Here is a 14,931-nt window from a genome sequence, read left to right as displayed (position 1 = left end):
ATAAAAATCCACGCCTCTAGAGGTTGTAAAAAACCGCTTCTTTAATAGGCGTGGATTATTTGTTAATCAATATAGTAATGATTTGTCGGTCGACCGACGCTACCATAACGGATTTCGACTTGGATAAGCTGCTGCTTCTCCATAAAATCGAGATAGCGTCTAGCGGTTACGCGAGCAACGCCAATAGCGGAGGCGACTTTATCAGCAGAAGCTCCTTCTAGCTCTGTTTTTAAATATTGCAACACCTTAAACAATGTTGCCTTGTTTAAGCCCTTAGGTAAACTTTCTAAATTGTCTAGCTTGCTAGCAGGCTCTGCCACCGTAGCTGACTCATTGCGCATGAAGGAATCTAGTTGCTGCTGTGTCAGCCCTTCAGAGGAGTTGGCAGCACGTTTGAATTGGCGGTAGTTTTTTAATGTTTGTTCCATGCGTTCAAAGGTAAACGGCTTCATAATATAATCGAACACACCGAGATGTAATATTGACTGAATAGTCGGCACATCATTTGCTGCTGTGACGGATATGACATCGACTTTAATATTTTGCTGTCGTATTTGTCGCAATGTTTCGATGCCATCTAAGCTTGGCATAAAAATATCCATAAAGACGAGCGCGGGCTTTAGTTCCCTTATTTTTTCTAACCCTTCGATACCATTTGCAGCCATGCCGATAACTTGGAAATTCTCGACTCGCTCGATAAATTGCCGATTTACCTCTCGTACCATTGGGTCATCCTCTATAAGTAAAACATTGATTATATCCATTTATTGTTCACCTTCCATTTCAAACGAAATAATAAAGCTTGTTGCTATATTAGGTGTACTCGTCACCTCAATAGAACCATGCCCCTTTTTAATAATTTCTGCAATAAGGTGCAGCCCGATGCCATGATTATCGGTCTTTTTTGTAGAAAAACCATTTTCAAATATGCGCTGCTGCACCTCTTCTGACATTCCAATGCCATTGTCACTTACCATAATAGCTAATAAACCATCATGCTCAGCAATTGATAGCAAAATATGCTTTTCTGCGCGCTCTACTTGCTGTAAAGCGTCGAAGGCATTTTCGATTAAGTTTCCAATTAATACAACAAAATCATGATGGTCTAAAAATGGTGGGAAACGTGTTAAACTACTTTCCTCATCAATTTCGACAACGATATCTAGTTCTTTACCACGGCTAATTTTACTTAAAAGCAGACCAGAAATATGCTCGTGTAAAAAGCGTTCCTGTAAAAATTGCGTCATCGAAGTTTCATTTTCCTGTGTGACCTTTAAATATTCAAGCGCTTGGCTCGTATTACCGAGCTGTAACAGACCAGCAATTGTATGCAGTTTATTTTTATGCTCATGTGTTTGAACACGCAAGGCTTGTACAAATGCTTTAACACCTGTTAGCTCCTCAGCAAGCTTCCGTACCTCTGTTAAATCCTTGAAAATAGCAACAGCACCAACAATTTTCCCCTCCACTTGGATAGGAATACGGTTGCTTAAAATACTATGCTTATTAATATAAAGCTCCTGATTATAAATAGGCTGCCCCATTTGGACGATTTCCGGTAGGCGAGTATCTGGTAATACATCATATATTTTTTTTCCGATATATTCATTAGGGTCGTCGTATTTACCTAGAATACTGCCTGCTTTGGCGTTAAATATTGTAATCGTCATCTCGTTATCAACCGCGATAATACCATCTTGTATGGCATTAAATGTTTCTTGGCGCTCAACATATAATTTAGCAATTTCCTCGGGCTCGAGATTAAACATACGCTTTTTAATATGACCTGCTAAAATAGACGCGCCCCACATGCTAAATAACATCGACAATAAAATAGTAATGATGATTTCCGTAGCGTTGTCCGAGAAAATTTTATATAGTGTAGGCATTGCATAAGCGACAATGACTACCCCTACTTGCTTTTTATGCTCATTTAAAATGGGGACGAAGGCGCGAATCATAATACCGATGTCGCCCTTTGCTTTCGAAATATAGTAATGCTCGCTAAAGGCAGGATTTAAGTCCCCAGATTCACTCTTTTTCCCGAGCTCGCTTGAAGCAGGGTGGGAGTATTTGATACGATTCATATCCATGACCACGATATATTCCGCCATATTAATAACGCGCACTTCTTCAACTGTATGATTAATTAGCTTAATTGCATCTGGCCCCCCTTTTTCAAGCTGCTGTACAATATCAGGCATATTTGAAACTGTACGGGCAATGAGCATCGCACGCTGATTATAATCCTTTTCTTGCTCATTCAATAAATTGCTAATCACAAAAATACCTGCAATTAAAAAGGAGAAGGAAATAATAAAAAAGGTCATTAAAACAATTTTTTGATGCATAGTTAAATTGCGCATAGCCTCTCCTCCTTTTTTTCTTCATTGCGACAAGGTATACTATGTAAAAAATCTTATTGGAGATTCGTTCTAATGAAATATTTTATTACAATAGCACTTGCTCTATTAATTATACTAGCAAGTATTATCGGATATCGACAAAATATATTTAATATTGTAACGCTTCCTTATGATGATGAGCAGATTGGCTTGCAGGAGCAAATAATTATTCATTTTAGCCATGTTGTAGCTGAAAACACACCGAAAGGGCTTGCTGCGGCTAAATTTGCTGAGCTTGTAAAGGAAAAGACAAATGGGCGTGTTTTAGTACAAGTGTATCCCAATGGCATTTTATACAATGATGAAACAGAGCTGCAGGCACTCCAAAAAAACGAGGTGCAAATGATTGCACCAACCTTCTCTAAAATGACAGATTTATTACCTAGATGGCAAGTGCTGGATTTACCATTTGTTTTTGAAAATGAGCAGCAAATTAAGTCTTTGTATGAAAAAAGTGAGTTAAAAACTATGTTGCTAGATGAATTAGAGCAGAAGAAAATTAAAGGTTTAGACTTTTGGCATAATGGCTTTAAGCAAATTGCAGCCAATGAGCAATTAATTCGTGAGACGGGTGACTTTACTAGTTTACGTATACGCATAATGGCAAGTGATTTACTGCGTCATCAATTTCAATTGCTAGATGCTGTACCAATTACGACAAGCTTTGGAAATGTTTATTATGAAATTGAAAGAAAGGGTGTAGAAGCTCAGGAAAATACGATTTCCAACATTTATTCGAAAGGTTTTCATACGTATGAGAAAAATATTACGCTCTCTAATCATGGTATTTTAGGTTATGCTGTATTAATGAATGAATCCTTTTGGGATAGCTTAGACGGGGAAATTCAGCAGCATATTATGGATGCGTTAAACGAGATGCGCAATTGGCAGTTTGATGTGAGTGTCGAAATTAATAATGATAGCTTGCGGGAGCTAGAATCCCTTCCAGAAGTAAGTATCTATTCTTTAACAGCTGAGGAGAAGACAGAGTGGAAGGAGAGGCTCGCTCCTATTTATTATTATTACGAGAAAGAAATAGATGTAACCTATTATAAATTACTGCATGAGCACATAGAAAACAATTGAACGAAATGACCAAAACTATACTTTTTGACCAAAAGTATAGTTTTTTGTTTTGTATTATAACAAAAAAGAATTACCTAGGATGTTTATATAACAGAGGAAACGCTGATATATCGGTAACCTTCTTTATTTTTAGAATATTTGAACATAATAAACGTTAAGTTTTTTAAATTCAAAATCTTTTTTTTCGCAACCTTTACCTATAACATTATGAAAAAAGAAAGCGATTACTTAGCGAAGGGGAGCGGAGAAATAAAATGAAATGGCTTAAAAATTTAACGGTACAAGTAATTCTTGCAATTATTTTAGGAATTATTGTTGGGGCAATTTGGCCAGAGTTCGGTGCAAGCTTAAAGATTTTAGCAGACATGTTTATCAAGCTAATTAAAATGTTAATTGCGCCAATTATTTTCTTGACTGTTGTCATTGGTATTGGCGGCATGGGAGATATGAAAAAGGTGGGACGCATTGGCGGAAAGGCATTGATTTACTTCGAAATCGTCTCAACAATTGCCCTTGCAATCGGTATTGCTGTTGCTTACTTTATTAATGCGGGTGCAGGTATCGATACGTCAAAGGCGGCAAATGCAGATATTTCAAAGTATACATCTGCGGCACAGGAATCGGACCAAGGGATTATGATGTTTTTATATAATATAATTCCTGAGAACGTAATTGGCGCAATTGCCAATGGGCAATTACTGCCAACGTTATTTGCGGCAATATTATTCGGGGTTGCGGCTGCAGCACTCGGTGAAAAATCACGTCCTGTTATCACATTTTTTGAGCAGGTGTCAGAAATATTTTTCAAAATTGTTGGCATCGTTATGCGTATTTCTCCAGTCGGTGCGTTCGGTGCGATGGCTTATACAATCGGGGCATTCGGTATTAGCTCATTAAAATCGTTAGGTTTACTAATGGTAGCTGTGTACTTAACGATGTTCTTATTCGTTGTATTTGTTTTAGGGTCAATTGCATACTATTACCGCTTTAGCATATTTAAGTTTATTGCGTATTTAAAAGAAGAGATTTTTTTAGTAATCGGTACATCATCTTCCGAATCAGCACTTCCATCTATGATGAATAAATTAGAGCGTTTAGGCTGTTCGAAGCAAGTAGTTGGATTAGTTGTGCCAACAGGTTACTCTTTCAATTTAGATGGTACATCCATTTACTTATCAATGGCGGCATTATTTATTGCGCAAGCCTACGGTGTTGATTTAACTTGGGTACAAGTGGTTACTTTATTAGGAATTTTAATGATTACATCTAAAGGGGCGGCAGGCGTAACGGGCTCAGGCTTTATTACACTAGCTGCAACATTAGCGGCATTCCCAATGATTCCAGTAGAAGGAATTGCTTTATTAATTGGTGTCGATCGTTTTATGTCAGAGGCGCGTGCTGTAACAAATTTAATTGGAAATGGTGTAGCATGTGTCGCTGTTTCAAAATCTGAAAATGAGTTTGAAGGAACAGAAGAGGCAGAAGCTATCGTAGTGAATAGTGGTCGATTAAGTAAGGCGAACGCATAGGTTATTAGAGCTGATAGAAATGCAAGTAGACATTTGCATTTCTATCAGCTTATTTTTTATGATTTGAAAACGATGAGTAATGTCGATAGTAAGTAATAAGGCCTTTGGTAATATTTTCATAGTAGTGTTATTTTCCTACTAAATGGTGGCGTTTTTGTTAATGTTGTATTAGTATGATTTAAAATGACTAATAGATGTGTTATCATTAAACAATAAGTATAGAGGAGAAGGGGAATTTTATGAAAATACTTGTTGTTGATGATTCTGCATTTTCTCAAAAAGTAACTATAAAAACATTAAAATCAATATATCCAGAGGCTGTTTACGAGACTGCAGATGATGGTGTTGAATGTATAGAAAAATATGGGACTTTTTTACCTGATTTGGTATTTATGGATTTATTAATGCCGAATATGACTGGACAGGAAGCAATTGTACAGCTTATTGGAAAATTCCCAGATGCTAGAATTATTGTACTTTCAGCTGATGTGCAATTAACAGTTCGTGAAGAAGCGATAGCTGCTGGAGCGTTAGCGTTTATTAATAAACCGATAAATGCTGACAAGCTTGTGGACATCAAGCCATTGATAGAAGGGTGAGATCCATGCTTACAACTACACAAGAAGATGTATTAAAAGAAATGTACAATGTGTTTGTCGGTGAAGCAGCTAGCTTATTATCAGAAATTCTCCAAAAAAGAATTTACCTATCTGTTCCAGAAGTGGAATTGATAGTAATTAACGACTTAAATGACGAAGATAGAGAAAATTTAATCCCCATTTTAAATGGTACAATTTTGTCTACTTCATTGAAATTTGGTAACGTTTTCTCTGGTAGAGCTGAATTTATTTTTCCGACGGAGCAAATTAAATATGTGACTGCACTTTGTTTAGGTGAGGAATATATAATGGAAACTGAAGAATCCTCTTTTAGCGATGAGGATTTTGATGTAGTTAAGGAAATCGGCAATATTATATTGAATGCAATAATGGGAGGCATGGGAAGCCTTCTTGAAATGAAGTTAGATTACGATGTGCCACAAGTTGTTTTGCATGAACAAGGGGAATTTAGCAAAACATTCTTCAACACACAGGAAAGTAACATATTATTACTATATGTTAATTTCAGCGTAGACGAATCCGAAGTAATCGGCCTCATTTTAATTAAATTCTCATTAGAGTCTATAGAGTTTTTAATACAAAAAGTGGATGAGATTAGTAGGGACGTAGATGAATAATTTATATTTGACTATTATTAATCAGTTGGACAACGGGATAATTTTGCTAGATGAGCAATTGAATATTCAACTATGGAATAACTGGTTAGAAAAGTTTACAGGTCAAGATGAGCGAGATGTCAAAGGATTAAAGGTGACACAGGTTATTCCACGATTAAATAAAAGTTTATATATTTCAATGTTCGAAAAAGCACTTCTGAATAAGCAAAAAAACTTTTGCTCAGCCGCAATGCATGAGTATTTTGTTGATTGTGAGCATGAAAATACAAAAAAGCTACGTCAAAATATGTTAGTAAGGCATATTGAATTGGACAATCAAGTATATGTAATGCTAGAAATTCATGATGTGACAAATCATTATGAGCGCATTCGTAAGCTAAATAAATCATTACAAAATTCAATTGGCTTTACAAAGAGCTTAGAACGTTTTGCTTTTTACGATAGCTTAACGAATTTGCCAAATCGAAAGTTTATTGTTGATCGAATCGAAAGTTTAACTAAGCAAGAAGATGCAAGGTTCACATTATTTTTCTTAGATTTGAATGGCTTTAAATCGGTCAATGATAGCTTTGGGCATACGCAAGGGGACCAACTATTACAAATGGTGGCAGAGCGATGTCAACAATTAACGGATGAACAATCTGTTTTTGCGCGCCTTGGTGGCGATGAATTCGTACTATTAGTCGAAAACCTTTCATCCGCCGAGCAACATGATAAGCAAATCGAAAAAATCCATGAGCTATTACTAGAGCCCTTTATTATTGAGGACCAGTCTATTTCCATCACAACAAGTATTGGCTATGCATGTTTCCCACAAGACGGTGTGACAGTAAAGCAGTTATTAAACATAGCTGATCGTCAAATGTATTTACACAAACAAAAAATGAATAATGAATAATTAAAGAGGGCTGTTCGAAAAGATATATCTTTTCGGACAGCCCTCATTGCTATATTAAGTGTCGCCCAAAATTGTAGAAGGGGGGCCGTCCAGAAAGCCGTGCATAGCCGGCATTTTGGATAGTAGCGATGATGTTTCGCAAAATGTTGATTGCTATAAACAGAGAACGCCTCTTTTAAAAATGGGATGAACATTGGCATTAGCAGCGTTATGCTTCAGTAAAAGGGAAGCGATGAAAACATTTATTTCAATACGATGTCAAAACAAAATGGACTTTTCGGACAACTCCTTATGTCCGGCGCTTGAAGCCTTCCCTTTTGTATAAAGGCGCATTAAGGAAATCTATACGAAAGGAGTTGAAAGATGTATAATTTATATATCTTTTAGGGGGTGGAGTAATTGCGAGGTTCAATTGAAAACAAGCGCGTAGAAATTTCAACAGAAGAAACACAAGAGCTCTTGAAAAAAGGAAAGGTTGCTCACGTTGCAACTGTAGATGAGGAAGGCTATCCGTATGTCATTCCTTTTGTTTATGTATATGAAGGTGGCGATAAGCTCTATTTGCATATTGGCAATATTCATGAAAGCCATTTCTGGGATAATTTAAAGAGCAATAATAAAGTGAGCATCGAAGTGAGTGAAATGGGCGAATTACAGCCTGGTAAAAAGTACGCATGCCAGTCTGCTTTAGTGTACACAAGTGTTGTCCTATTTGGTACTGCTACTCGCATTGAGGAGGAGGCTGAAAAAGCATTGTTCTTTGACCGATTAATGGCGAAATACGGTAAGCCACAATGGACATTTGAACGTGAAGGTTATCCAATTTTACCGAAAATTGAACTTTTTGAAATTTCTATTGAAAAGCTAACAGGAAAAGAAAATAAGGGAATGTTCCATTAAAATAAAGGGCTAGAGGATTGTCTGAAAAGTGTGCGGAAGCACAGCTTTTCAGACAATTTTTTTTGAAATAATCAATACTCAGGAAATATGTACTATTTTTTTAATGCATCGAAGATACCTAAGTCTTGATGAAAAGCTCCAGCCTCTTTATTGATTTCCTTCCACTAAATCAGGGAAGATATTAATAATTTAACTAAAAACCACATCTTTTAGGGGACGGATATTTGCTCATTAAAAGCATTTCCTCTATAATATTTAAACAAACAACTTGTTTAAAAAGATAAGTTGTTACTTTTATAGAGTTAATTCGGTAAATGATTGCGTTTTTATGATGAAATGTGGGTATAAATAAATGCAATTAGCTATTTTATGAAGGAGTGTGATTGGATGCTTTCTATTCAAAATCTGACCAAAACGTACCGTGGTGGCAAAAAAGCTGTTGATAATTTAACAATCGATATCGAGAAAGGCGAATTTATCGCATTTATCGGTACAAGTGGGAGTGGAAAAACAACCGCATTACGAATGATTAATCGTATGGTGGAGCCGACAAGCGGAAAAATTTTATTGGATGGGACGGACTTATCGAAAATAAATCCTGTTCAGCTCCGCAGACAAATCGGTTATGTTATTCAACAAATTGGGTTAATGCCCCACATGACGATACGCGATAATATAACACTTGTTCCAAGACTTTTGAAATGGGACAAGGAAAAGAAAGATAATGTAGCAGAGCGTTTAATTGAGCTTGTTAATTTACCTACCTCTTATTTAGACATGTATCCTGCGCAGTTATCGGGTGGGCAGCAGCAACGAATAGGTGTTGTACGTGCACTAGCGGCTAATCAAGATATTATTCTAATGGACGAGCCATTTGGTGCACTCGACCCAATAACGCGCGACACATTGCAGGATTTAATGAAGGACCTACAAATTCGCCTCGGCAAAACCGTGATTTTTGTTACGCATGATATGGATGAAGCAATCAAATTAGCAGACCGTATTTGTATTATGCACGATGGGAAAGTTGTGCAATTTGATACCCCAGATAATATTTTAGCTAATCCTGCAAATGATTTTGTGCGTGACTTTATAGGTTCGCATCGTCTCATTCAAAGTAAACCAAGTGTAAAAACTGTAGATGAGGTAATGATTAATCCCATTTCTATTACAATTGAAAAAAGCTTAGATGAAGCACTACGTTTAATGGTATCAAAGCGGGTGGATACTTTATTTGTAACAGATGCTAATAAGCACCTCATCGGTTACTTGAATGTGGAAAGCTTTACGAGCCCGCAGCGTAATCGCCAAAGCATTGATGAAGTAATGCAACGGGAAGTCGCTTATGTAAAAACTGGCACAAAACTGCAGGATTCAGTACGCCGTATTTTGAAGCGGAATCTCCAAAATATCCCTGTAGTAGACGAGGACAAGCGATTAATTGGTCTTATTACTCGTGCCAATATAGTTGATACAATATATGACACAATTTGGGGTGATGAGAAGGAAGAGAACGCGCTACTAGTAAATAAGATAACGACTGAGGAGGAATCTATATGATTGATTTCTTCACACAAAATACGGGTGACATTGTACTAAAAACATGGGAGCATTTTTATATTTCAATTATCGCCTTATTTTTAGGAGCGATTGTTGCGATTCCACTTGGTGTAGTACTCTCCAAAACGACACGTTTAGCAAAAATTGTATTAGCCATTACGAGTGTTTTTCAAACATTGCCTTCACTTGCTATTTTAGCAATTATGATTCCTTTTTTAGGCGTTGGTAAAGTACCAGCTATCGTTGCGCTATTTATTTATACACTATTACCAATTTTAAATAATACGTTTATCGGCATGAAATCTGTTAATGGCGATGTAAAAAAAGCCGGCATTAGTATGGGAATGACACAAGTGCAGTCTATTTGGATGATTGAACTCCCTTTAGCAATCCCCGTTATTATGGCGGGCATTCGGTTATCCGCAGTATATGTTATCGCATGGGCAACATTAGCCTCTTACATAGGTGCAGGTGGCTTAGGTGATTTTGTATTTAATGGCTTGAATTTGTATCAAACTGATTTAATTATTGGCGGGGCTGTACTTGTTACGATTTTAGCATTATTAACAGATTTTATTTTGTCAAAGGTGGAAATTTGGGTTACACCAAGAGGATTAAAAGTAGAGAAATGAGGCGTAAGATGATGAAAAAAACGATAACAGTTTTCGGTAGTATATTACTTGCGCTGACAATTTTAACTGGGTGTTCTTTGTCAGGTGGACAAAAGAATAGCATAGAAAAAATAAAAGTAGCGACAATGGTTACTACTGAATCACAAATTATGGGTCATATGCTTAAGGAAATGATTGAGCATTACACAGATGAAGAAGTAGAATTAATTAATAATCTTGGCTCAAGCACTGTGGCACATCAAGCGATGGTAAATGGTGATGCGAATGTTTCAGCTGCTCGTTATACAGGAACTGATTTGACAGGCGCACTACAGGCAGAGCCTATTAAAGACCCAAAAGAAGCAATGAAATATGTACAAAAAGCATTTGCTGAGCAATTTAATCAAAAGTTTTTTGATACGTATGGCTTTGAAAATACCTATGCATTTATGGTTTCTCAGGAAACAGCAGAGAAGTATAACTTAAATAAAGTGAGTGATTTAGCTGCAATTGCTAAGGATATTGAGGCGGGTGTCGATACATCGTGGCTAAACCGTGAAGGTGATGGCTTTAAGGCATTTGTACAAGAATATGGCTTTGAATTTAAGCGTACATATCCGATGCAAATTGGCTTAGTGTATGATGCTGTGCAGGCTGGTGAAGTAGAAGTTGTGCTAGGCTATACTACAGATGGTAGAATTGCCTCCTACAATTTAAAGGTGCTAGAGGACGATTTGCATTTCTTCCCCCCATATGAAACGAGCGCACTCGCTACGTATGAAATATTGACAGCAAAACCTGAGCTAGAGGCTGTTATTAATCGACTAGTTGGCAAAATTTCAACAGCACAAATGCAGGAGCTCAATTATTTATGTGATAATAATTTATTGGAGCCTGCTGTAGTAGCGAAAAACTTCTTAATGGAAAATAATTATTTTAGTGAAGAGGGAGGTGAGGAGTAATGCAGGATTTATCGCAATTAAGCACCTTTGAGCAGTTCATTTACTATTTTCAGGAAAACGGCTTTTATGTGCTAGGACAGTTTATGACGCATTTTTTAATTTCAGTATATGGCGTTTTACTTGCGACACTTTTTGGCATCCCTATTGGTATTTTCATTGCGAAAAACATGAGGCTAGCAGGGCCTATTATTACATTAGCAAACATTATTCAAACGATTCCAGCTCTTGCGCTAATGGCTATGATTATGCTTGTGCTTGGATTAGGTAAGACGACCGTAATTGTTACGGTGTTTTTATATTCATTGCTACCGATTATTAAAAATACTTACACAGGCATTACGACAATTGACAAAAGCTTAACAGATGCAGGGCGAGGAATGGGCATGACGCGTCAGCAAGTACTATATATGATTGAGCTGCCACTAGCTCTATCAATTATTATTACAGGTATCCGTATTGCCCTCGTCATCGCTATAGGTATTACAGCAATTGGAGCCTTTATTGGTGCAGGTGGACTAGGCGATATTATTATTCGCGGAACAAACGCAACAGATGGAACAGCTATTATTTTAGCAGGCGCAATTCCAACAGCATTAATGGCTATCATTGTTGACGTTGGTCTCGGCTGGCTAGAACGTCGTCTTGATCCAATGAAGCGTCAAGAAAGGCTGAAAAAGGCTTATTAAATAACAACATGGAATAAACCTAAAACTATATGATAAATATGAAGCCCGACACTATCTCGCAATTAGATAGTGTCGGGCTTCAAGTGTATTCATCATTAGATGATTTGCTTTTCGTAACATAAAAAACAATAGATAATGCAATACCTAATATTAAAGTGAAACTTCAATCAGTGGGGGTTTTCCTCATCCTCCACTGATTGTTAGTTGAACCAATCGGGCTTTTACGGACAGTTGATTGCCCACTTATCCTTTAGCATATTTTCACTCAAATCTTAAAGTGGGTGTCTTACTGCCTGTAATGCGGGATAAATGTCCAATTATCATTAACGATTCCTAGAACGAAAAAACACCAAGCACCTACATAGTTGTCACTCCCTTATTTACGATTATTTCTTAATTGATACGGATGAATATTGAAGAAAAAAACACAGTGAATAAAGCAGGAGAAATTGTGCCAACTGTAACGATGGAAAAAAGAATGATATGATGAAGGAAAGAGTGTGTTTCAAATATCCAACACGCTTGTGAAGTGAGTATAGATATCGAATATTAATATGGAGGGGTACTTCAAATGCAACATATTCAAGTGGAGCAGTTATTACAAGACAAGGTTAAACATGCAGGTAAAGTGGGAGCAGGCACTGGCTATGATGTAATGAATATTCAGTTAAGAGCTGGTGAATCAGTAGCGGAGCATTCAGCGCCTGGAGAAGTATTAATTGTGTGCCGAAAAGGGCGTGTAAAATTTCATGTTGAAGGGCAAGAAGCGGAGCTTGATGCGAACGCATTACTAATGCTTGAGCCGAGCGAAAAGCATAGCCTTGAAGCGGTAGAGGATTGCGAGATTATCGTTGTGCGATTGAAGAAATAGTAAAGTCACAAGGCTATTCAGAAAGACAAAGTAGCTCTGACATAACAGGAAATTCAAAAAATCCGGACGATACGCGCAATTGATTTGTTTTAGAGCCTTTCAATTATTATTGTGTGATTCAGCTAGTCGTTAAACATATAAATGAAGGAGGGGAAAATATGAACACCTCAATTATTTTTGATATGGATGGTACGTTATTTCAAACAAATTTGATTTTGGAGCCTGCTTTAGAAGCTACCTTTGAAATATTGCGTTCAAATGGGAAATGGGTAGGTACAACACCTATTGAAAAATACCGTGATATTATGGGGGTGCCTTTGCCGGTTGTCTGGGCAACTTTATGTCCAAAACATAGCGCAGTCCAGCATATAGAAAGCAATCACCTATTTCAAGAGGCGTTAATTGAGCAAATAAAAAAAGGTAGAGGCGCTTTATACATGGGGGTGGAAGAAACATTAAAGCAATTAGCGGGGAGCTACCCATTATATATAGCAAGTAATGGGCAAACAGCTTATTTACAAGCTATTGTAGAGCAATATCAGCTAAAGAGATTTATTCAGGGGGTTTATAGTATTGATTTGATTGCCTCTGGAAATAAAGCGGAATTAGTGCAACTAGTCAAAGTGGAAAATAATATTGAGACAGGGTATGTTGTAGGAGACCGCTCATCGGATATCCATGCGGCACTTGATAATCAATTAAAGTCTATCGGCGTTCGCTTCGATTTTGCACAAGAAAGCGAATTAGAGCGAGCAGATTATATTGTCAATGATTTTAATGATATTTTACATATTATTAAAGAGTAGGATGAAACAATTCCATCCGGTTTACATTGAGAAATGAAATCCTAAATTAACAGAATAGTGATGCAATTATGTTATAATATTTGCATTATAGTTCTAATCAGTTTCGGACTAGATAAATTGACTTACATAATAAGGAGTGTTATTTATGACAGCTTTACAGCAACAACTAGCAGATTTATTAAAGCAATATGAAGAGGAAACGATTCAGCTTCGTCGTCATTTCCATGAAAATCCCGAGCTCTCTTTTGAAGAGGTAGAAACGCCGAAAACGATTGCTGCATTTCATCGAGCACTAGGTCATGAAGTGCGTGAGGGAGTTGGTGGCAATGGAGTTGTTGCAAAGCTAGTAGGTGGCAAACCTGGGAAAACAGTTGCATTGCGCGCGGATTTTGACGCTTTAGCAATTACGGAGGAGACGGGTCTACCTTTCCAGTCCAAAGTAAAAGGGCGTATGCATGCATGTGGTCATGATGGGCATACAGCTTCACTATTAATCTTAGCGAAAGCCTTCAATCAAATGAAGGATGATTTAGAGGGGACAATCGTGTTCATTCATCAGCATGCGGAGGAGCTTGCCCCGGGTGGAGCGATTGCAATGATTGAGGATGGCTGTTTAGAAGGTGTAGACGTGATTTTTGGTACGCATTTATGGGCACCAGCTGAGCTTGGCAAAGTGCAAACTGCAGTAGGTCCATTAATGGCTGCAGCAGATGGTGTTTATATTACGATTAAAGGAAAGGGTGGTCATGGTTCAAACCCAAGTGACACGAAGGATTCGATTGTTCTTGCAGCACAGTTTATTACGAATTTACAGCAGCTTGTTGCACGTCGCGTCAATCCATTACGTCCAGCTGTTGTGTCGATTGGACATATTGAAGCATTAAACCCTTTCAATGTTATCGCTGACCAAGTATATATGAAGGGTACTGTGCGTACTTTCCATGAAGAGGAGCGTGCTTTGTTAGAACATGAAATCGAGGAGCTGTTAAAGGCGACATGTTATTTAACAAAGGCAAACTATGAGTATGAGTATGTTCGAGGCTATCCACCTGTAGTGAACCATGAGGCAGAGACAGAACATGTGATGGCGTCAGCAGAAAAAGTTGCAGAGGTGGAAGCTGTTGAAATCGTAGACCCGAATATGGGGGGAGAGGATTTCGCATATTTCTTAGAGAAAATCCCGGGAGCATTCTTCTTCACAGGGGCAAAAAACCCTGAATGGGAGGAAGTATATCCACACCATCATCCTAAGTTCGATATCGATGAACGCTCATTACGAATTGCAGCAAATGTTTTAGGGCAGGCAACATTAGACTATTTCGCGAAAAAATAATTAGCATGAATAAGGCGCATGAAACCCAAATCATAACTTGGTTTCAT

15 protein-coding genes are annotated in these 14,931 nt (G+C 37.5%); 13 read left to right on the top strand and 2 right to left on the bottom strand.

Annotation, left to right across the window (positions count from 1 at the left end):
• Nucleotides 1–62 precede the first annotated feature (62 nt).
• Nucleotides 63–764, bottom strand: a complete 702-nt coding sequence (locus C9J36_RS13395) for a response regulator (protein WP_066165378.1) — start codon at nucleotides 762–764, stop codon at nucleotides 63–65.
• A complete protein-coding gene (locus C9J36_RS13390; RefSeq protein ID WP_107943432.1) occupies nucleotides 765–2,366 on the bottom strand; it encodes an ATP-binding protein in 1,602 nt (533 codons plus the stop codon).
• A 72-nt stretch (nucleotides 2,367–2,438) separates the two neighbouring features.
• Between C9J36_RS13390 and C9J36_RS13385 the strand changes: the two genes are divergently transcribed.
• The 13 genes from C9J36_RS13385 to C9J36_RS13325 all read left to right on the top strand — a co-directional run bounded on the left by C9J36_RS13385 (nucleotide 2,439) and on the right by C9J36_RS13325 (nucleotide 14,884).
• Nucleotides 2,439–3,491 carry a DctP family TRAP transporter solute-binding subunit gene (locus C9J36_RS13385; protein ID WP_107943431.1) on the top strand — a complete coding sequence of 351 codons (1,053 nt, stop codon included), beginning with the start codon at nucleotides 2,439–2,441 and terminating at the stop codon, nucleotides 3,489–3,491.
• Between the two features lie 254 nt (nucleotides 3,492–3,745).
• The gene (locus tag C9J36_RS13380) at nucleotides 3,746–5,020 is read left to right on the top strand and encodes a dicarboxylate/amino acid:cation symporter (RefSeq protein ID WP_066165386.1); all 1,275 of its coding nucleotides are present in this window, start codon (nucleotides 3,746–3,748) and stop codon (nucleotides 5,018–5,020) included.
• Nucleotides 5,021–5,259: 239 nt separating this feature from the next.
• Nucleotides 5,260–5,619, top strand: a complete 360-nt coding sequence (locus C9J36_RS13375) for a response regulator (RefSeq protein ID WP_066165389.1) — start codon at nucleotides 5,260–5,262, stop codon at nucleotides 5,617–5,619.
• A 5-nt stretch (nucleotides 5,620–5,624) separates the two neighbouring features.
• Nucleotides 5,625–6,257 (top strand): hypothetical protein, encoded by a 633-nt coding sequence (locus tag C9J36_RS13370; protein WP_066165392.1) that lies wholly within the window; start codon nucleotides 5,625–5,627, stop codon nucleotides 6,255–6,257.
• Nucleotides 6,250–7,155, top strand: coding sequence for a sensor domain-containing diguanylate cyclase (locus C9J36_RS13365; protein ID WP_107943430.1), 906 nt, complete (start codon nucleotides 6,250–6,252; stop codon nucleotides 7,153–7,155). Before C9J36_RS13370 ends, C9J36_RS13365 begins: the two co-directional genes overlap by 8 nt.
• Nucleotides 7,156–7,554: 399 nt before the next feature.
• On the top strand, nucleotides 7,555–8,055 hold the full coding sequence (locus C9J36_RS13360) for a pyridoxamine 5'-phosphate oxidase family protein (RefSeq protein ID WP_107943429.1): 501 nt from the start codon (nucleotides 7,555–7,557) through the stop codon (nucleotides 8,053–8,055).
• A gap of 387 nt (nucleotides 8,056–8,442) precedes the next feature.
• Nucleotides 8,443–9,615 carry a betaine/proline/choline family ABC transporter ATP-binding protein gene (locus C9J36_RS13355; RefSeq protein ID WP_066165403.1) on the top strand — a complete coding sequence of 391 codons (1,173 nt, stop codon included), beginning with the start codon at nucleotides 8,443–8,445 and terminating at the stop codon, nucleotides 9,613–9,615.
• Nucleotides 9,612–10,247 carry an ABC transporter permease gene (locus C9J36_RS13350; protein WP_066165406.1) on the top strand — a complete coding sequence of 212 codons (636 nt, stop codon included), beginning with the start codon at nucleotides 9,612–9,614 and terminating at the stop codon, nucleotides 10,245–10,247. Before C9J36_RS13355 ends, C9J36_RS13350 begins: the two co-directional genes overlap by 4 nt.
• An 11-nt stretch (nucleotides 10,248–10,258) precedes the next feature.
• Nucleotides 10,259–11,188 (top strand): osmoprotectant ABC transporter substrate-binding protein, encoded by a 930-nt coding sequence (locus tag C9J36_RS13345; protein ID WP_066165470.1) that lies wholly within the window; start codon nucleotides 10,259–10,261, stop codon nucleotides 11,186–11,188.
• Nucleotides 11,188–11,874 (top strand): ABC transporter permease, encoded by a 687-nt coding sequence (locus C9J36_RS13340; protein ID WP_066165409.1) that lies wholly within the window; start codon nucleotides 11,188–11,190, stop codon nucleotides 11,872–11,874. Before C9J36_RS13345 ends, C9J36_RS13340 begins: the two co-directional genes overlap by 1 nt.
• Before the next feature lie 571 nt (nucleotides 11,875–12,445).
• Nucleotides 12,446–12,745 (top strand): cupin domain-containing protein, encoded by a 300-nt coding sequence (locus C9J36_RS13335; RefSeq protein WP_107943428.1) that lies wholly within the window; start codon nucleotides 12,446–12,448, stop codon nucleotides 12,743–12,745.
• A 158-nt stretch (nucleotides 12,746–12,903) separates the two neighbouring features.
• The gene (locus tag C9J36_RS13330) at nucleotides 12,904–13,551 is read left to right on the top strand and encodes an HAD hydrolase-like protein (RefSeq protein WP_107943427.1); all 648 of its coding nucleotides are present in this window, start codon (nucleotides 12,904–12,906) and stop codon (nucleotides 13,549–13,551) included.
• A gap of 145 nt (nucleotides 13,552–13,696) precedes the next feature.
• Nucleotides 13,697–14,884, top strand: coding sequence for an amidohydrolase (locus C9J36_RS13325; RefSeq protein ID WP_066165418.1), 1,188 nt, complete (start codon nucleotides 13,697–13,699; stop codon nucleotides 14,882–14,884).
• Nucleotides 14,885–14,931: the final 47 nt, after the last annotated feature.

The organism is Metasolibacillus fluoroglycofenilyticus, assembly GCF_003049645.1.
In the GTDB taxonomy this organism is placed as follows: domain Bacteria; phylum Bacillota; class Bacilli; order Bacillales_A; family Planococcaceae; genus Metasolibacillus; species Metasolibacillus fluoroglycofenilyticus.
This window is presented reverse-complemented; position numbering and strand designations above follow the sequence as displayed.